This is a genomic window from Thermogemmatispora tikiterensis (assembly GCF_003268475.1).
In the GTDB taxonomy this organism is placed as follows: Bacteria; Chloroflexota; Ktedonobacteria; order Ktedonobacterales; family Ktedonobacteraceae; genus Thermogemmatispora; species Thermogemmatispora tikiterensis.
Window position 1 is genome coordinate 4,186,592 of sequence record NZ_MCIF01000002.1, and the last position, 18,776, is coordinate 4,205,367.

14 protein-coding genes are annotated in these 18,776 nt (G+C 60.9%); 8 read left to right on the forward strand and 6 right to left on the reverse strand.

Annotation, left to right across the window (positions count from 1 at the left end; translation table 11 throughout):
- Positions 1–204: 204 nt before the first annotated feature.
- Positions 205–2,355: an ATP-dependent zinc metalloprotease FtsH gene (gene ftsH / locus A4R35_RS16720; RefSeq protein WP_112431334.1), complete on the reverse strand. Its 2,151-nt coding sequence runs from the start codon at positions 2,353–2,355 to the stop codon at positions 205–207.
- A gap of 437 nt (positions 2,356–2,792) precedes the next feature.
- Here ftsH and arsN2 point away from each other — a divergent pair, with 437 nt between their 5' ends.
- From arsN2 to A4R35_RS16735, 3 genes are all read left to right on the forward strand, one after another.
- The gene (arsN2, locus tag A4R35_RS16725; protein WP_112431336.1) at positions 2,793–3,248 is read left to right on the forward strand and encodes an arsenic resistance N-acetyltransferase ArsN2; all 456 of its coding nucleotides are present in this window, start codon (positions 2,793–2,795) and stop codon (positions 3,246–3,248) included.
- A gap of 165 nt (positions 3,249–3,413) precedes the next feature.
- The gene (gene sigZ, locus A4R35_RS16730; protein WP_112431338.1) at positions 3,414–4,064 is read left to right on the forward strand and encodes an RNA polymerase sigma factor SigZ; all 651 of its coding nucleotides are present in this window, start codon (positions 3,414–3,416) and stop codon (positions 4,062–4,064) included.
- A 147-nt stretch (positions 4,065–4,211) separates the two neighbouring features.
- Positions 4,212–5,012: a methyltransferase domain-containing protein gene (locus A4R35_RS16735; RefSeq protein ID WP_112431340.1), complete on the forward strand. Its 801-nt coding sequence runs from the start codon at positions 4,212–4,214 to the stop codon at positions 5,010–5,012.
- A 136-nt stretch (positions 5,013–5,148) separates the two neighbouring features.
- Here the strand turns inward: A4R35_RS16735 and A4R35_RS16740 are convergent, their stop codons facing one another.
- The 3 genes from A4R35_RS16740 to A4R35_RS16750 form a co-directional block, all read right to left on the reverse strand.
- Entirely contained in the window at positions 5,149–5,991 is an 843-nt protein-coding gene (locus A4R35_RS16740; protein WP_112431342.1) for an aldose epimerase family protein, read from the reverse strand.
- 200 nt (positions 5,992–6,191) lie between these two features.
- Positions 6,192–7,616, reverse strand: coding sequence for an APC family permease (locus A4R35_RS16745; RefSeq protein WP_112431344.1), 1,425 nt, complete (start codon positions 7,614–7,616; stop codon positions 6,192–6,194).
- A 268-nt stretch (positions 7,617–7,884) separates the two neighbouring features.
- On the reverse strand, positions 7,885–9,366 hold the full coding sequence (locus A4R35_RS16750; protein ID WP_146747247.1) for an APC family permease: 1,482 nt from the start codon (positions 9,364–9,366) through the stop codon (positions 7,885–7,887).
- Between the two features lie 795 nt (positions 9,367–10,161).
- Between A4R35_RS16750 and A4R35_RS16755 the strand changes: the two genes are divergently transcribed.
- From A4R35_RS16755 to A4R35_RS16775, 5 genes are all read left to right on the forward strand, one after another.
- The gene (locus tag A4R35_RS16755; RefSeq protein WP_223258373.1) at positions 10,162–10,929 is read left to right on the forward strand and encodes a septum site-determining protein MinC; all 768 of its coding nucleotides are present in this window, start codon (positions 10,162–10,164) and stop codon (positions 10,927–10,929) included.
- Between the two features lie 432 nt (positions 10,930–11,361).
- Complete coding sequence (gene minD / locus A4R35_RS16760; RefSeq protein WP_112431349.1) at positions 11,362–12,198, forward strand: septum site-determining protein MinD; 837 nt, start codon at positions 11,362–11,364, stop codon at positions 12,196–12,198.
- Between the two features lie 18 nt (positions 12,199–12,216).
- Positions 12,217–12,567: a cell division topological specificity factor MinE gene (gene minE / locus A4R35_RS16765; RefSeq protein WP_112431350.1), complete on the forward strand. Its 351-nt coding sequence runs from the start codon at positions 12,217–12,219 to the stop codon at positions 12,565–12,567.
- Positions 12,568–14,052: 1,485 nt separating this feature from the next.
- On the forward strand, positions 14,053–15,021 hold the full coding sequence (locus A4R35_RS16770) for a hypothetical protein (RefSeq protein WP_112431352.1): 969 nt from the start codon (positions 14,053–14,055) through the stop codon (positions 15,019–15,021).
- Positions 15,018–16,157, forward strand: a complete 1,140-nt coding sequence (locus A4R35_RS16775; RefSeq protein ID WP_112431354.1) for a VOC family protein — start codon at positions 15,018–15,020, stop codon at positions 16,155–16,157. Before A4R35_RS16770 ends, A4R35_RS16775 begins: the two co-directional genes overlap by 4 nt.
- A 323-nt stretch (positions 16,158–16,480) precedes the next feature.
- On the opposite strand, the gene A4R35_RS16780 is transcribed toward A4R35_RS16775, so the two are convergent.
- The gene (locus A4R35_RS16780; RefSeq protein ID WP_223258374.1) at positions 16,481–17,437 is read right to left on the reverse strand and encodes a fumarylacetoacetate hydrolase family protein; all 957 of its coding nucleotides are present in this window, start codon (positions 17,435–17,437) and stop codon (positions 16,481–16,483) included.
- Between the two features lie 236 nt (positions 17,438–17,673).
- Positions 17,674–18,597 carry a shikimate dehydrogenase gene (aroE, locus tag A4R35_RS16785; RefSeq protein ID WP_112431356.1) on the reverse strand — a complete coding sequence of 308 codons (924 nt, stop codon included), beginning with the start codon at positions 18,595–18,597 and terminating at the stop codon, positions 17,674–17,676.
- Between the last annotated feature and the right edge of the window lie 179 nt (positions 18,598–18,776).

Genomic DNA, 18,776 nt, shown 5'->3' on the forward strand with positions numbered 1-18,776 from the left:
CCAGTCAAAGAGTGTCATCAGAGCAGCCAGCGAGCCTGACAATTGGTCCAGCGGAGGGAGGCAGGCCCGCTGTGCTGCCCGCCTCCTGGTAGCCTGGCGAAGGAGCGAGCCGGGCGTCGACCTCCCACTGGCGAAGAAGGCAGCCTCCCTGAGACGCTCTGGCCTGGCTAGAACCGAAGGGAGAGAAGCCGGCCCGGCGCTTTCTCATAAGAGACGGCTATCGTTACCAGGCGCAGCGGAGGCAGGCGGCTCCGACTCGTTGCGGCTGGTGCCAACCTCGGGAGGAACCGGCGCAGAGGTCAGCTCCGGTGGAGCGATTACCTGGGGGGTACCCAGAGGAGCCCGCTCGTCGGGGGCCGCTGTGGCGCCAGTCTCGGCCAGAATAGCGCGCAGCTGCTCGCCGTCGAGCGTCTCGTGGCGGCGCAGCTCCTCCGCGATGCGGTCAAGCGTGCGGCGATGGCTGGTTAGCAGATCGATTGCCTGCTGGTAGCAAGAGCGCACGATGCGCTCAACCTCTTCATCGATCAGCTGCGCAGTCTCCTCGCTATAGTCGTAGGGCTGGCCGACCTCCATTTCGGAGACGCCCGAGAAGGGGCTGGGGCGCTCGCTGTAGGAAATCGTTCCCAGGCGTTCGCTCATACCCCAGCGCGTCACCATCTGGCGAGCGAGGGCCGTCGCCTTCATCAGGTCGCTTTGGGCGCCTGTCGTAATAGTGCCGAAGACGACTCGCTCAGCGGCCTGGCCCCCGAGAGCGTAGGTGATCTGCGCCAGCAGATACTCCTTTGGATAGTTATAGCGATCATCCAGGGGAGTTGACATCGTCACACCCAACGCCTGGCCGCGCGGCACGATGGTCACCTTCGTGACCGGATCGGAGTGAGGTGTGAGCAGGCCCACCAGCGCATGACCGCCCTCATGGTAGGCCGTCACGCGCAAGTCTTCCTCATTGAGCACCAGCGGGCGCTCGGCGCCCAGCAGGATCTTGTCAAGGGCATCTTCGAAGCAACGGCGATCGATGTAGTCGAGGTTGCGGCGAGCCGCCAGCAGGGCCGCCTCATTCGCCAGATTGGCCAGGTCGGCGCCCACCATGCCCGGGGTCGCCCGCGCAATGGCCTCCAGGTCCACATCCGGGGCCAGTGGCAGATTGCGCGTATGGATGCGCAGGATAGCCAGGCGTCCGCTCCAATCGGGGCGGTCCACCGTCACACGGCGATCGAAGCGACCGGGGCGCAGCAGGGCCTGGTCCAGACCATCGGGACGGTTGGTTGCTGCCAGCACCACCACCGCCTGATGCGACTCGAAGCCATCCATCTCAACCAGCAGCTGATTCAGCGTCTGCTCGCGCTCCTCATTGGTATTGATGCTGGCGCCGCGCTGGCGTCCGACGGCGTCGATCTCATCGATGAAGATAATGCTGGGGGCGGCCTTCTTAGCCTGATCGAAGAGATCGCGCACGCGGCTGGCGCCCACGCCCACCAGGACCTCGACGAACTCGGAGCCAGACATCGAGAAGAAGGGGACGCCGGCCTCACCGGCCACGGCCCGCGCCAGCAAAGTCTTACCGGTACCCGGAGGGCCAACCAGGAGGATACCACGGGGGATCTTGCCGCCCAGGCGCTGGAACTTCTGGGGCGTCTTCAGAAACTCGACGACCTCCTGCAGCTCGTACTTAGCCTCATCGACGCCGGCCACATCGGCGAAGGTCGTACTGGGCCGATCCTCCAGGATCAGGCGCGCACGGCTGCGGCCAAAGTTAAAAATGCCCTGCTGCCCCTGGGTCGCTCGACGAGTAACAAAGAAGAACAATCCCAGCAGGAAAGCCCAGGGAAGCACCGTTATCAGCAAGTTGATCCAAAAGCTGTTGTCCGGCGGGGCCTGATTAATCACAGTCACTCCTTTGGACAGCAGCAGCGGGATCAGCTGCGGATCGGTCTGTGGCTGTGGCAATTGGTAGACGTGGTACTGTTGATGGCCGTCCACCGGCTGGCGGAAATCGCCGACGATGTCTGTCTGTCCAATGAAGGTCGCCGTCTTGATGTTGCCGGCGTTGATCTCCTGATAGAACTGAGTATATGTCAACTCCTCCCGTTGAGGAGAGGAACTGCTATTGGCGTTACTGATATAGCTATATAAGTACAACCCCAGTACCAGCAGTACTACCAGCAGCAGCCAGAAATTCAGGTTTGAGGAACGCGGCGGCTGCCCAGAGGGGCCGCGCGACTGGTTAGGCGATGACTGCTGTCGCTGCGACTGGCGCGGCGGCACCGGTAGCAACGGGGGCGGCGGCGTATTGTTATTTTGATGGTTGCTTTGCTGTTGCGCGTGGTACAGACCAGATAATGGCTCTTTTTCCATTGCGAGACGTTCCTGTTTTCTGGTTGCGCCGTCTTTGGCTGAGAGCGGCGTCTACCCCGCTCCCTGGCACTGGCGTGACGCTTTCAGGTGCTCCCTATAACTATCCTATTATATCCCACACAAAGGGAAATTGCACACTGGCAAGAGAGACGCAGCGCGCGGGAGAGTAACCAGTCCAGTCGGCCAGACAGATCGGCAGTTGCCAGGCTGCCCAGCCCAGTGGAGATCCGCATCGCTGGTCTGACTCCCTTTCCATCGTTTCAAAAGATATTTACGAACGAGTCTCGGTAGAGGTGCAAGCGAAGGTGACCTTCTGTCCCCCAAGCGGCTGGCCAGGGGCTTGCTCTGTCCGGGCAAGGCGGTCTACAATCAAGGCAGGTGCTGGCCTGCTCGTGCCAGCTAAAACCATCAACGGAGATCACCCGGGGGCCTGGCCGATGACTACGGATGAATCTACAGCTGGGCAGATCGTCCCTGCCACTGGCGAGCAGCTGACGATTATACAACATCTCTTGCGTGAAAGCCATCTTCCACTCGCGGGGCTGGAGCGCGACCTCTGGCGGGCCTGGCTGGCCTGGAAAGACGGAACCCCAGTCGCCTGCGCCGGTCTGGAACGCTATGGCGAGCGAGTCTTACTGCGCTCGGTAGCGGTAGCTCCTCCCTGGCGCCAGCAAGGAATTGGCAGTCAGCTTGTCCGTGCGGTAGTGCGGGAAGCGCAGGCGCTGGCTATCCGAGAGATCTATCTCTTGACCGCAGGGGCCGAGTCCTTCTTTGAGCGGCTGGGCTTCCAGCCCATCGCTCGTGGCGACGTACCAGTGGCCCTGCACGCCTCAGCAGAGTGGAGGGAGGCCTGTCCTCAGACGGCCACCGTCATGGTGCTACGCTGCGGCTGATCTCAAGCCCTCGCGGCCCGTCTTGCTGCTCTGGAGCAGCAGGCAGAGGACGCTGTACGGACGTAGACTGATCCCCGCCTGCGCTTGAGGAGAAGAGGCTCTGCGTCCTTTCAGGCGAAGCCGCGTCTTCTAAAAGAAAAGTCTGTGCACGAGGAGGCCGCACCAATGTCCAGCGTGACTGAACGAGCCTGGGTTGCCTTGCATGAGCCGCTGCGTCTCTTTCTCCGTCGTCGACTGCCTGACGAAGAGAGCGTAGACGACCTCTTACAAGAAATTTTTCTCCGTATTCACCAACACTCCCAAGAGCTGCGTTCTAATGAGAAACTAGAGCACTGGGCCTATCGCATCGCCCGTCACCTGGTCTGCGATTACTACCGTCGGCGTCGCAATCTTCTACCGCTAGAGGATCAGCCTCAGAGCCAGGCGGTCACGAGCGAGATTCTGCTGCGTTCTGAGCAAGAGCAAGCCAGCGAGGTCGCGCGGGCAGCCATCAAGCGATCCTTGCAAGAGCTAATCCGCTGCCTGCCTGCACCCTATCGCGAAGCATTGATCCTTACCGAGTATGAGGGACTCTCGCAGCGCGAACTGGCCCGCCGCCTGGGACTCTCCTTCTCTGGGGCCAAATCGCGCGTCCAACGGGCGCGTGAGCGGCTCCGCCAGCTTCTACAGGCCTGCTGCCAGTTTGAATTTGATCGTCTGGGGCGAGTCATCGGCTACCAACCACTGACCTCCTGTTGTCTGCGACTCGAGGAAAGCGAGCAAGGTGGCGGCGCTTGCCCCAATGAGAGCGCCTGTGCTGCAGCCTCCGGTCGCTAACTTTCCCGCTGTCCCCTCGCCTGGATCGCCTTACCGTCTGGCTGGCTGCGTCCTTTTCGCGGGAAGGGCGTCTTCTCTTCCAGACAAAGAAAAAGCTACGCTGGTCCAGCGCCAGCGCCAACCAGTCGGAAGGAGGAAAGCCCCATCATGGCAGATATGCCTTTTACATCAGAAGAAGAGCTACGATCATTCGTTCAACGTTACTATCAAGAAAACATATTGAATGCTGCGACGGCCTGCTGTTGCGAGGATCGGAAGCAGGAGCGGGCCTCCAGCCAGTGTGCCTGCTCTGCTCCTGAGCAGCTCAAGGAGTTGCCCGCAGAGCTGCTGGCCAGTGCCTGCTGCTGCGGTAATCCTCTCAAGCAAGCCAGACTGAAAGCCGGGGAAAGCCTGGTCGACCTGGGCTGCGGCACGGGCCTTGATCTGCTGCTGGCCGCTCCGCAGTTACAGCCCGGCGGAGTGGCCTACGGTATTGACATGAACGAGGTCGCCCTGGAGAAGGCCGAACAATATCGGCGCCAGCTCGGTCTGGAAAACGTGCGCTTCCTCCGAGGGATCATCGAAGCCGTTCCCCTACCGTCGGAAAGCATCGACATCATCATCTCCAACTGTGTCATCAACCTGGTGCCAGACAAAGAGCGCGTCTTACGCGAAGCCTACCGTCTCCTCAAACCAGGTGGCAGGCTGATCCTGGCCGATCCAGTTCTTGAAGGGCAGCTACCGCTCAATCTCCGTCGTGAGCCGCGGGCCTGGGCGGCCTGCCTGACTGGGGCTATCAGCGTGGAGGCCTACCGTGAGCTGCTAACGGCCATTGGCTTCCGTGACATTGTCATCGAGCTGGGGCCTGGCGACTGGGACTGGCCGCCATTTGTCAACCAGGAAGAGCGCCATCGTCTTGAGGGCCGCTGGCTCAGCGCCAGCATTCGCGCGCACAGGCCATCAGCTTAGCCGGGGCTGCCTTCCGGCGACAGCACAAGCCAGAGCAGAGCCGAGCAGGAGCGCAGCCAGCAGCCCGGCAGTAGTGGCAAGCAAGCGGCAGCTGTGCACGAGAGGCAGGCATGATCAGGGTGCCTTGCCGTCTTGATCATGCCTGTGCCTGGGCGTGCAGCTGCAGCACAATTGAGGCTGTGGTCCCAGGCGCGATCTCCAAACGATCGCCGGGCCGATTCAGCGCATCCTCACTACCGACCGTTGGCTCAAAGCAGACAAAGGCATGATCAGGACGCGTCGGCAACTCCGTCCACACCTGCATATTATGCAAAGCGTAGCGACCGTTCTGGGGCAGCTCTACAATGGACAGCGTTCCCTGCTCAGGAAAAGTGATCGTCACCTCGCCGGAGAAAGGGTAAGGCGTATCTGGCGGCTGGCGCTCCCAGTCGATCGCCGCCGCCTCGAAGCCAGCCAGGCCCTGCACCTGCAAGCGCGGCTTATCGGCCTGAGCCACCGCAAAATACGGATGGAAACCTGGCGCAATCGGCATCGTCTCAGCGCTGCGATTCGCCATTTCCAGCGTATAGGTCAGCCTGCCGGACGCCACCGCCACCGTCACCGTAAAAGTAAACTCATAGGGATAGCAGACGCGCGTCACCTCGCTACTCTGCAACTGCAACTGAGCCTGATGCTCGTCCGCCGCCAGCAGGGTCCAGGGCAGCAGGCGACCGAAGCCATGGATCGGCAAGGTGGTCCCTTTCTCCACAAACAAGCCATTGCGCAGGCGCGAAAAATTCGGGATCATCAGTGGCAGGCCCCAGCGGCGCACATTGCCGGTGGTCAGGGGGCGATAGAGCACCTCCCAGTTCCCAACCTGGAAATGCGAAACCAGGCAGATCTCAGGGATCACCCCCACCAGCGTCCCCTGATCGCGTAGCACCAGCTCGCGCTCTGTCGGAAAACGCAGAAAATCGTGGGGAAGCAGAGAAGAACTCATCAGCCAGACATCTCCAGAGAAAGAGTCTCTAGTCGCTATTGTAAAAAGCAGCGGCGGCCAAAGCAAGCTCAGGCACGGTTGGCGTCGGAGGGCGAGGCGCCCCCCGCTCACCACAAAAAAGAGAGGCGGCGCCGTTGGGCGGCCCGCCTCTCCGTCGCATCTCTAACGACAAGCGGGAGACCTCTTCCAGAGAGAGGAACTTACTCGGCCTCCACGTAGACCTTGCTGCTCGCTTCCAGCACCTCTGGAGCGCGGAAGCGCAGCACCAGAGCGATGATGATTCCGAGCACCAGCCAGACCACTGCCAGGGGGAAGGCCCATGTCAACGGAGCCTCGTACTGCTGCGTTGCCTGGAACCAGAGCACGATCAGCAGCACCACCGTTGGGATCAGCGGCAGCACGATGTGGCGGAAGACATTAAACTCACTGGGGTGCTCGCGCAGGTAAAAGACCGGCACCGCCACGCAGGTTGCCAGGTAGACCAGAATAATGGGCAGCACAATAATCGTACCGATCAGGGCGAACGCTGTCGCTGTCCCGAAGGCGAGACCGAGCGCCACCGTCAGTACAATGCCTACCACCATAGTGAAAACAATGGCCACATCGGGCGAAGCAAAACGGTTCAGATGAGCCAGCACTCCCGGCAGAGCGCGCACACGACCCATAGCATAGAGCACGCGCGACACGGCATTCACGCCGGCATTCGAGTTCGCCAGCGCGCTATTCAGAATCGCCAGGTTCACAATGAGGCTGAAGCCGCCCCAGACGCGCTGCGCCATCGTCCCCCAGGGGTTTGGATCGCTGGCATAAGCGGCGATCTTGGCCGGACCCCAGCCGACCACGGCAGCATAAGAGCAAAAGACATAGAAAAGACCGATCAAGAGGGCGGCTAACACAATTGCCAGAGGCACAGTACGGCGCGGATTGCGCGTCTCCTCTGCCAGAGGAGCTGATGACTCATAACCGGCAAAAGCCAGCACCGTGAAAATCATTCCTAGCAGCACGCCCTGCCAGCCGCCAAAGCCCGACTGTGCACTGGAAGCCGGATTGAAGGTTGCCAGCGTATTATTGTTCCCGGCAGTCACAATCAGCCACAGAGCCAGCAGCAAGAAGACCCCGATCTCGATACAGCCCAGCACCACGCCCACATCAGCAGAGACCTTGATGCCGAAATAAGTCAGCGCGAAAATCACCACTGCGAAGATGACAGCCCAGATTGCCCATCCGTAGGGACCCAGAGGCACAATCGAAGCGGCGACTGGCCCCAGAACCAGCAGCTGCAGAGGAACAATCAACAGATAAGCCAGATCGAAGATCCAGCCGGTCACCCAGCCGGGCACCGAACCGAGCGAGCGGCTGATATAAGTAAAGAAGCCGCCAGCGGAAGGCAAGTGGCGTGCCAGCTCCCCGATATTCAAAGCGATCAAGACGCTAACCACCAGCGTAATCGTCACCGCCAGGGGGAGAGCGGCTCCGGAGAAAGGCACCGCGGCGCTCAAACTAAAAGAAACCGCGGAAGCCGGCGCCATTGTCGTAATCGACTGGAAGAGCACACCGGGCAAGCCGATCGTCCCGGATCGCAGGTTGCCCTGCTCCTCGGTTGGTGCGCTAGACTTAAGCGTCATGGCGATCCACTCCTTTACAAACAACAAAATAACTGCAAATGGGCAGCATTGCAATTCGCTGCTCGTGCGCGAGAGAGGCTGTGGCCCCACCGGGACGGGGCAGCAGCGTGGCAGGAATCAGAGGGCGCAGCGAGCGGACCTCGAGCCTGGTGCGTGGCAGATCGGGTCGATCCAGGCCGGGTCGCGTCGCGAAACTGCGCCTAGCCAGCGGCAAGAGCGAAGGAGACGACCGCTCCGGCACCCTGGAGCGGAAGCAAACAAGGTCCGTTCACGCTTCGAAGCTCTGGTCCTGCCAGGCAGCCTGGCTAATAGCGAACATACTGGCGATGCCGCAGACCACCAGGCAAATCATAGTCAAGCCGCCCACAATGTACCACCACTGGCCATTGCTAATCTGTTGTGGGATCGGCGAGTACAATAATGTTACAATCATTGCCATTAAGCAGGCAAGAGGCGCGATGATAATACAGAGCCACAGCACCGGGAGTGGCACCACCAGCAGGCGCAGGAAGCGCTCACGCTGGCGGAAATAGAAGACCGCCAGGTCGACGAAGATAAAGATCGACGAGAAAGCCCAGACCAGAGTCAACACCGAGAGCGTCACCGTAAAGACCACTGTCGCCAGGTCGGTGGGCTGTCCCAAAGGCAAGAGATAAGGCAGCAGGAAGATCAAGGCGGCGCACAGGCAAGCCACCACTGTCTGGAAGACGATGGCATTCGCGGGCTGGCGATTGCGGTTCAAGCGGCTCAGCCCTAGCGGCAAGAAGCGGTCGATGCTGGCCACCATCAGCAGGCGGGCGAAGGCCACATTCAAAAGGGTAGTGAAGATTGGGAAATAGGCAATGACGCAGACCGCGGCCACATTGCCCAGGAACTTCCCAAAGACCTGATCGATGACGCTGATCACCGCAAAAGGCCCCTGACTGGCAGCAGCGGGACCGAGGACGACCAGGAGAGCGAAGGTGATCACCAGATAGCTGAGAATGACAAAGAACGCTCCCCAGGAGACATGCCGGGAGGCGATACGCTCGCTGGCCATTTCGCCGCCAAGAATCATCGAAACATCGGCGCCGAGGTAAGCCAGCACCACGCTTCCGTAAAGCACGAAGTTGGAGGGATCGATGCCCCAGGAATGGAGATCGTTGAAGGGCGTCGCCGGACGATGACCAGTTGCCAGCCAGATCAGGGCCGCGCCACCGAGTAAGACCACCACTGCGTAGGTCAAAAGCGTAATCGTATTGATCACCAGGCGCAGGGTGCTCATCGGCTGCAGTGCCAGCACGGTGGAGATGATCAGCAAGGCGATGCAGAGCAAGCCCTGCTGCCAGGGCTGCGTCAGCCAGGAGGAGTTGAGGCCCTGAATGAAGGCGATGCCGATGCTCAGGCTGGCAACCATTGCCAGCAGACCCGGCATCCAGAAAATCAAGCTAGCGAAGAAGCCCCAGAAATTCCCCAGAGCGCGATGAGTCCAGACGTAGGTAGAGCCTTCGTGGGGGTAGAGAACACCCAGTTGAGCGACACCAATCACGCAAGGGATGAAAAAGACCACGGCTCCCAGCAGCCAGTAAGTAAAGGCGGCAGGTCCCGCTCCTATTGTACTTACTGGATTATTGATGAAGAGCATGATCATCATGAAGATCATCATCATGTCGAACATGCCGAGAGCCTGGGGCATTGTTCGTGGAACGTAACTTTGGGAGGGGAGGTCGCCCTTTTGCTGATCCAGACGCTGCAAAGCTTCTAAAGCCATTGTGATGAACTCCTGAAGGTTCAGATCGTCCAGAGCCAGGGCCAGAGCCGGCACAGCGTCGCTGGATGGCCATCCGGGTACCGGCGAACCGAAGAGATCGCGGCGGTCAGCGCATCGCTGGCTGACTGGTTGCCTCCTTGACCTTGGCCGAGGCAGCAAGAACAATGACCATGCCGAATAGCAAGCGTGATCTCTGCAGTGAAAGAACTCCTGGCCTTCTGATAGAAGTTGTGAATCACTTCCCCTATCCTGGACGCACGGATAGGAAAACGGGGAGAATATATCACTATAATAGATGAGCTGAGGGCTGGCGTCTAGTCCGTAATATATAGATAGGAATGAAGTAATATTTGCCTCAATCAAAGGTACCTCTCAAGCGGCAAGTCGAGGGCGGGGGTGCGCGCTATCGCCTGAACTAAGGAGAAACGCCGGCTGGCGAAGAGAGGCAAAGAAGCTGCTCCTATTGCGTTTTGTTGCTCTGGCGTTTATACTGTAACCTGATAGCGTCAGAAGGTGGTTCTTTGTAACAGATGGCCCGTTCGACTGCGGGCGGCCACCCCGAAGGGGATAGTGAGGCAGAAGAAGTAAAAGAGTAGTGCTGGGAAAAGAAGATAAATTCCTGCTTGAATGAAGAAAGAAGAATCTGATACAAGAAAAGCGGCGAACGAAATGAGTGCGCAGGGTTCTGCCGAGCAGGCGACGTCGAGTGCGCGTGACCGGCTGAAGAGGACGGGCGGCGAGGCTCCGTCGTGGTTCGTAGCGGGTGAGGTGGAGCGGAGGGAGGAGAGGCCGTCTGTGCAGGGACAGATTGCGATCAAGGGGACGCGTCACGGTCTGCTCTTAACCCTGGAGCCGGATACGCCCTTTAGTGAGCTGCTGCAGGCTCTGGCCGAGCGGCTGGCCGAGGCCCCTGATTTTTTTCGCGGGGCCACGCTGACGGTTGATACCCGGCAGCGGATGCTCCAGGCCAGCGAGCGGGTTCAGCTCGAAAATTTGCTGGCGCATTATCGGATGTCGATTGCTTCACTGGAGCAGGTTGCCGGTCTGCGCCGGGGTGGTCTGGGCGGGGGGGCCAGGCTGGGGCTGGGTGTGAACGGAGGGCCTGCCTATACCGCTACCGGGCCATATGCGTCATACTCGCCCTATGAGAGGACAGGAGCAGGGGCTGTGACTGTGGACCTGGGGCTGACGACGGGTCAACGTGATCCGCGTGAGTCAGATGATACGCTTTTTTTGCGTCGGACGGTGCGTTCCGGCCAGGCGATTCACCACCACAGCAATATTGTGGTCCTGGGCGATGTCAATCCTGGAGCGGAGGTGGTGGCGGGTGGTGATGTGATCGTCTGGGGGGTCTTGCGCGGTATGGTCCATGCCGGCTATCCCGATAATGAGCAGGCGCTGGTCTGCGCGCTTCTCCTGGCGCCGGTCCAGCTGCGTATCGCCCATTTGCTCTCTCGCCCACCCGAGGGGCTGGAGGTGCAGCCGCGTCCCGAGGTGGCCTCGATCCGCCAGGGGCAGATTGTGGTCGAAACCTGGCTCAACGGTCGCCCGCCGCGTAAGTAGGGAGAGAAGGCAGGCAGAGCGGGGCGGGCCTGAAGTGAGACGCGAGGCCGCGCTAAGGCGGGCGTTGGCGTTCGCTGGTACAGTTCCATCCGCGGTTGCATCGCGTCGCTGCTCTGGCCCCCTGGTCAGGCTGCGCTCGCTCTCACTCGCCAGCCAGTCTCTCTGCCACGCTGCTGGTTGGTCGCGATGAAACTGGTCGGGGTGGGTGGCGATGAGGCGTCTCCCTGAGCCGGCTGGAATCCGTGGTGAGAGTAGAAGAAGCCCAGCAGTGGCCCGCAGAACGAGTTAAGCGAGACGAGTCGGAATTGCTGCTTGCTGCTCTGGCTGGCTGTTGACTGAGGTGAGTGGCTGACTGGCGACTGATCGATGCTGTAATATTTTGCTAGGTGTGCGAAAAGAACGGTGTTTTCCGAATCGACAGGGAGCATGCGCATGGATAGCCGGGTGATCACGATTACTTCGGGAAAGGGCGGCGTTGGCAAGACAACGACAACGGCGAACCTGGGAACAGCCCTGGCGATGCAGGGTAAGAAGGTGGTGGTAGTAGACTCGGATATCGGGCTGCGCAATCTCGATGCTGTGTTGGGACTGGAGAACCGCATCGTCTACGATCTGGTCGATGTGGTCGAGGGACAGTGTCGCCTGCGTCAGGCGCTGATTAAGGATAAGCGTTTGCCCGAGCTCTATCTATTGCCCGCTGCTCAGACGCGTGATAAAAACGCCATTAACAGTGTGCAGATGGTGCAGCTCTGCCAGCAGCTGCGCCAGGAGTTCGAGTTCGTGCTCATCGATTCGCCCGCGGGGATTGAGCAGGGCTTTCGGAATGCCATCGTGGGCGCCGATGAGATCATCATTGTGACCAACCCCGAGATGGCCTCGGTGCGCGATGCCGATCGCATCATCGGGCTGGTCGAGGCGGCGGGCAAGCCGGAGCCGCGCTTGATTCTCAACCGCCTGCGCCCGGATATGGTGCGACGCGGTGATATGATGGATGTGGCGGATGTGTTAGAGGTGCTAGGGATCGATCTGCTGGGTATTGTTCCCGAAGATGAGTTGATTATTGTGGCCACCAATAAGGGCGAGCCGGTGGTCTACGATAAGCGCTCGCGTGCCGGTCAGGCATTTATGAATGCTGCGCTGCGCATTCTGGGTGAGGAGATCCCTCTTGAGGAGCTGATGGAGGCGCCAACGCTGATGGAGCGTTTGCGCCGCCTGGTGGGTTTTGGCCCCGCTGTCATTGGGAAGCGCACACGGTCCTGGCCGTCCTGATCAAGGAGGCGATGGTGCATGAGTATGCTTGATTTTATGGCCAGTCGCAAGCGGCCCAGGCCCGGCGAGCTGGCGAAGGAACGCCTGAAGGTGGTCCTGGTCCAGGACCGGGTGAAGGTCAACCCGGAGCTGCTGGAGCAGATCAAAGCCGATCTGCTGCGGGTGATCTCCGAACGCCTGGAGGTCGATGAGCAGCATGTGGAAATTACGATGACCCGTGAAGACCGTTGGGATAAGTTGCAGGCCGCTGTCCCGATCAAGCGTCAGAAGATTACGTTTGAATGGGACCCACCCTACTATGGGCCGTCTGCCGAGGGGCTGCAGGGGCCGCTCCAGGTGGAGGTTGAGCGCGAGGAACCATCGTCATAGCAGGTAGGTAATGCGAGAGCGATGGAGGTCGTCACCTGCTCTGGCAGAGAGAGGGCGAAAACTGCGCCGGCATTGCTTTCTCGCTTGAGATTGCCGGCGTTGGTGCTCTCTGGAGTGTTCAGGGCTGGCGCTCCTTCCTGATGCCCATCGCTCTGCTGGCAGGGCATGCGCAAGGAGCCTGCTGTCCTCTCCCGGCCCCGGTCCAGTTGTGCGCTTCGCGGCTATGGGGTGCCATCGTTTGCCCCAGCTGGTCACACTTGCCAGGCCCTGGCCCGCTCTTCTGACTGCTGACTGCCTTCCTCTCCTATTTCTCTAGCTGCTTCTGCTCTTTGTCTCCCTGCCTGCCTGCCTGCCGATCGCCGCGCCCGCCCCGCCGCGCTGACTCCTGTCCGGCTCTCGCTCTGAGTACCTGCTCTCTCAAGCCGCTCTGCCTCTTCTCCCCAGCTTGCTCGTTCCTTCCCGGCAAACGCTCTGTCCAACTACCTCCCTGGCCGTGCTGGCGTGCTGGCTTAGCAATGAGGCCTTTCCATACGATATTTTTGCAAAATATAATAAATCTATTGAAAAGTTAAGAAATCTGCGATACACACTTTTGTTTCTTAACTCAAATTTCATAGCATCGTAACCGTTGAAGAAGCATAAAGAGGTACAATAAAAGCGTGATCTCAGATCCGAGCTTGTTTGAAGCTGAAGAAGCGGGGGTGGTATGAGAGAAGGAGCGTGCTCCTTCTGACTGACTACGGTGCAGGAGCGCGCACGAGCGTGTTCCTGTCGCGGTAGTGAAGTGCCAATGCGCGGGCACGAGCAGACGCGGAGAGGTCTGGATGTGGAGTGTGCGCGGCCAGGAACTGGCTTTCGCTGCGGCCAGTGCCTGGAAGTGTGTCATGTTCTGGCCTCTCGGTGGTGGCGCGTCGTTAGCGGTGCGTGGAGGTACGGGCACGTTGTCCACTGCGCGAACCGAAGCGCACCGCGGCGGCGCTGCTATATACGGTGCCGCCGGGCTGCAGCTAAGGCGCGGACGGTGCGGGAAAGCATGGTCCGACTCGGGGCGGGTTGCCTCCGCCTGCCGGATGCGTGCGTGCAAAGGCAGGCAGGCCGGCAGGGGGTAGCTATGTGGTGGTGGGGTGACGATGCCGCCCGCCTCGGGAAGGGCCGGCTCAAGGCCGCCCGTGAGGGGGTCTCCCGCGATGGTGGGGTTGTTGTTCGTTGGTTGTGGTGTACGATTCTCGTAGCGGACTCGTACGATGGACTACCGTCCGGCCAGTATCTCCTTTTGGTACCCGGCGTATCATCGTATATAGCAAGGGATGATGTGTGGTGTGGTGCGTGCCTCTGTCTCCATACGTGTCCCTCGCGGAGGCACTGGGGTGTCACCGGCTTCCTGCCGGCACTTCAGTATCGCGACAGGAAGGATCGATCATCTGGCTGTCATCTCTCTGGGGGACTGGGTGGTGGCCCTGTTCTTTACACAGGGGTGGATGTGTGATGAGTGAAGACAGCAAGAGCGACAAGAAGATCTATATTCTGGTTGAGCGCGCGAGTAACCTCTCTCGTGGGGTGAGTCGCGCGCTCTGGCCTGCTACGGCGCGGCGGCTGGTAGAGACCAGTCGGGCCGCTCAGCGCCGCCGCGCCCGCTTGATGCGGCGTCGTTCGTCGTTGCCGCCGGCGCTGCCTGCGGCTCTGCCGCAATGGCTGCCGCGCCTCTTTTTGGCCGCGCTCGTGGCGTCCTCCATGCTGAGCGGGGGGACGCTTGTGCTCGCTGTGCTCTGGCATCTCTGGTTTCTGCCGTTGTGTGCCGCGCTCGCTCTCGCCGTCTCTCTGCTCGCGCTCAGATCGCGCTGGCCCGCTAATTTTCCTTCCGTGCCCCTCTCGCAGCAGACGGTGATGGATTCCTCCCTCCCTGCCTCCTCTTCGGCTGGCGTGCCCTGGAAGAGCCTGCCTGGTCAGTTGGGAGCGCCGGAGACCCCGATGCCAGATCCGCCCTCGCTTGTGCGAGTGCTGGAGACTTTCGACCTCTCGCGCGGCGAACTGGAGCCGGCCCTGACTGAGGTCTCCTGGCCGCCCTCGCCTGCTGCCGGGGCGCGCTCCGATTGGGATGAGCGCGCTTCCTCCAGCGGGGCTACTTCCGTGGCTCCTTTGCCAGACAGGCTGCCCTGCTCCTCTGCTGGTGCGCCGGCTGGACCTGGCTCCTCTCCATTGGCCGCCCCCTCTATGCCGCTCGCCGCATTCGGCTTTGGCCCAACTCGCGCCGGCGGTAACTCGCAGCCTGGGCTGCCGGGGCGCGCTCTGCCTGACCAGCCACAGCCTCCCAGGTCCGCCAGCGGCCAACCGGGGGAGATCCCCGTGACGCGGCCCTTCGCTAGCTCTGAGGCCAACGGACAAGACGAGCCGGGGGGTGCTCCCTCTGCCGCCGTGGAGAGTAAAGGTGAGGAGGGGGAGGGCGAGAAGCTATGACCTTTGGGGGAGATCTGTTGACCTGGCTCGCTCATACTGGGTATGATTCCCCAGAAAAAGAGAGCCTTGGCCGTCTGGCTGGTGCTCAAGAGCTAGACCAGCCGGCAGGCAGGTCCACCGGCAGCAGTCGGCAGCAGTTCCTTTCCCTGGAGGCAGCAGTGAGCGAGCAGCAGATTCAGAAGGTAAAAGTCAGACGCTTAGCGCATGTGGGCCTCTGGTCCAGCGATGTGGCAACACAGGCCCGCTTCTATCGCCAGGTGGTGGGCCTTGATCTGCGCTCAAGCGAGATCCGTACCGTGGGACAGGAGATGGAGGTGGAGGCGGCCAGCGCTTTCCTTGCTTTGGGCGATGAACATCACTGCTTGGCTCTCTTCGCCGATACCCGCGATTCCCGTCCTGGGAAAGCCGATAGCCGTTTTGCGCTGCCTCAGAGTCGACTGCATCACATGACCTTCGAGGTGGATACGGAGGCGGAGCTGGCGGCCCTGGCTGCTCGCCTGAATATGCTCGGCGTGGAGCTAGCTTTCGAGCCGCGCGACGGCGAGAGCGAGCGCGGCGATACGCTCTGGTTCCGCGATCCCGATGGCAACCGTATTGAGATCTCGGTGGCGTCCGATGAGGCCTTCTCGCAGTACGCCGCCGCTAGCGGACGTCGGCAGGCGCGTCTGCGCCCCCTGGCTCTCCAGCACCTGGCCCTGCAGACGCCACATCTGGAGACGATGGTCGAGTTCTATACCGAGGCTCTGGGCTTTGATATCTCAGACTGGTTGCTGCGCGAGTGGGCCTGGCTGCGCTGCAATACCGATCATCATACCCTGGTGCTGATCCAGGGGCGCCCCGATGTTGATCACATCGGTTTCCGCATCGACAGCGGCCTCGATCTGCTGGCCTGGGCCGATTATCTCAGCCGCCAGGAGACACCCGTTCTCTGGGGACCCGGGCGCCACGGCGCTGGTCACGATCTCTTCCTGCGCTTCGCCGATCCGGAGGGCTGCCACGTTGAGCTATCTGCCGAGCTGGAGCAGTACTATGATCAAGATGTGACGACGCCGCCGCGCCTCTGGCATGCTCGCCCTCGCGCGCTCAATCTCTGGGGGACGCTGCCGCCCTGGATTAAAGAAGAGGTCTCAGTCTGATCTTCCCTCATCGTCCTGCTGTCCAACCGTGGTCCTTCCTGGTCTGGGTAGGAGCAATGAGGAGGCGGCGTAGAGAAGTGTCCAGGAGTACGAACGCCGGGCAGATAGGGAAGGCGGCGAAGCTGGTGAGTTGATTGGCCAGGTTGAGTCGGGTAACTAAGTAGAAGAGCTAACCCTCTCCCTGGCCGGACGAGGTGACGGATTCTCGTGATCCGTCGCCTCGTCGCGTTTTTGGGGCATGGCCAACGTGGCCAACGCTGACGCCAGCGTCGGCCTCACCAGCGTCGGCCTCAGCAGTAGGGCAAAGGCAGGCTCAATATGCGTTAGCGAGCCTCTGAGACACCGACAATGCGGTTTCTCATAACGCCGATCTCGGCGATCTCGGTCTCCATGATGTCGCCGGGGCGCAAAAATTCGGGCGGCGTGCGGGCGAAGCCCACACCGCTCGGTGTACCGGTGGCGATGATGTCGCCAGGCTCCAACGTCATCCCGTTGGAGAGCACGGCGATGATGCGGGGGATAGAGAAGATCATCTGGTCAGTGGTGGCCTCTTGCTTGGTGACCCCGTTGACGCGCAGGCGCAGGGTAAGCCGCTGGGGGTCGGGGATCTCATCGGCGGTGACGATCCAGGGACCCATCGGACAGTAGCCGTCGATGCTTTTGCCGCGAAAGTACTGCTGGTGCTGGGCCTGCAGGTCACGAGCCGAGATATCGTTGAGCACAGTGTAACCGAAGACGTAACTGAGGGCCTCGTCTTCGCGGATGTGCTTGCCTCCCTTGCCGAGAATGACGGCCAGCTCAACTTCCCAGTCGATCTGCGTCGAGACGATGGGATCGATGACCACGTCGCTGTAAGGCCCGTTGACCGTAGTGGGAGCCTTGGTGAAAATAACGGGATGCTGCGGAAGCTGAGCCTCGCGCCCGCGGGCTGCGGCGGATTCGCGGGCGTGCTCGGCGTAGTTCAGTCCCAGGCACATGATATTTTTGCGCGGACGAGGGATCGGGGCCGCGAGCTGGACGGCGGAGAGTGGCTGCACGAGGCCACTTCCCTGCAGAGCGGGAATCGCACTCAAACGCCCGTTGGCTTGTTGGGCCTGCTCTAGCAGGGCCCGCAAACCCCGCTCCGCCTGCCCATACTGCTCGATGAGGGTCTGCATCTGGTCAGGGACACTGAAGCCAAGGGCACGCGCTCCTTGAGCGGCATCGACAATCTCGTCGTTGAGCACCAGACCCACGCGTACACGCGGGTTATCAGGTGTTGAAAAGCTTGCCAGTTTCAATGATGGTTCCTCCCTTATTCTGGCTGGTGGATCCCTCTTGCATAATAGTATGTCCCCCAACAGGAAAAGGCAAGGTGCTAGGCGGCTCCATTCCTGCTGGCAGCACTGGGGAACTGCCCTGCCCTGCCCTGCCCAGGCCTGGCTTGGGCCCGGCAACCTGCGGCCATTCAGGGAGCGCTCAAGGAAAGAAGAGGATGCGGAGGGTGGTCTGTCTGATGCGCACGCGGCTCCAGGCTCTACTCGGCGGTGAGGGCAGTGCGCATGACCTCCAGCGGCGCAGGCTGGCCGGTCCAGAGCGTGAAGGCCAGGGCCCCTTGATGGAGCAGCATCGGCAAACCATTGGATGCCCGCATTCCCAGGGTCCGCGCCTGACAGAGCAGCTTTGTTTCCGCCGGGTTGTAGATCATGTCGAAGACAAAGGTTTCGTTGCCAAAACGCGCCAGCACTTCGCCGGGGAGCGGACTGAGATCCTCGTGCATACCGACCGGGGTGGCGTTGATAATGAGCGAGAGCGGGTGCGGGATCAGGAACTCGGGATCACTGAGACTGAAGACCTGGGGGACGCTCAGCTCCTGACGCTGGGCCGTCAGAAAGTCGCCGACCTCTGCCGCCAGATGTTGGGCGCGCTCCAGATGGCGATTGACGATGATCAATCGTTCGACGCCGGTGCTGGCCAGGGCGAAAGCTGCCGCCCGCGCCGCGCCGCCCGCTCCTAAGATGATAGCTGTATAGCCCGTCAGCGAGATCGTTGTGCTCTCGCTTGGCTTACCAACACCTAGCTCCTGTAGGGCATGTAAGAGACCAGGCGCGTCGGTATTATAGCCATGCAGGTAGCCATCACGCGGCACAATCGTGTTGACCGCCCCGATCCGCGCCGCCAGCGGATCGACGATGTCAAGCAGAGGGAGCACTGCCTGCTTGTGCGGAATAGTCACATTGGCCCCCAGATAGAGCGGATCGAGCAGGCGGGCGACACAGGCGGCCAACTCATCGGCGGGCGTTTGCCATAGCTCATAGACCGCATCGATACCCAGGGCATCGAGAGCCGCCTGCTGCATGCGCGGCGAGAGCGAATGCGCCACGGGATCGCCGATCAGGCCCAGGCGGAAACGACTGTGCCGATTCTGCAACTGCTTAATCACTGGTGCTTCTGCATCCATAGTTACTTTTTCGGCCCTGCTTTGCCTTCGGTCGAGAGCTGATAGATCCTACTCTGCCGGGTGCATCCTGTTTATCGCTGTCACAAAGAGCATGAACATGTTCAGCGTACCACAGGCCGTGGCCTCCGTAAAGGGGGCGAGCAGTGCCTGCGGGGATGCTGCACATATGGTACTATAAC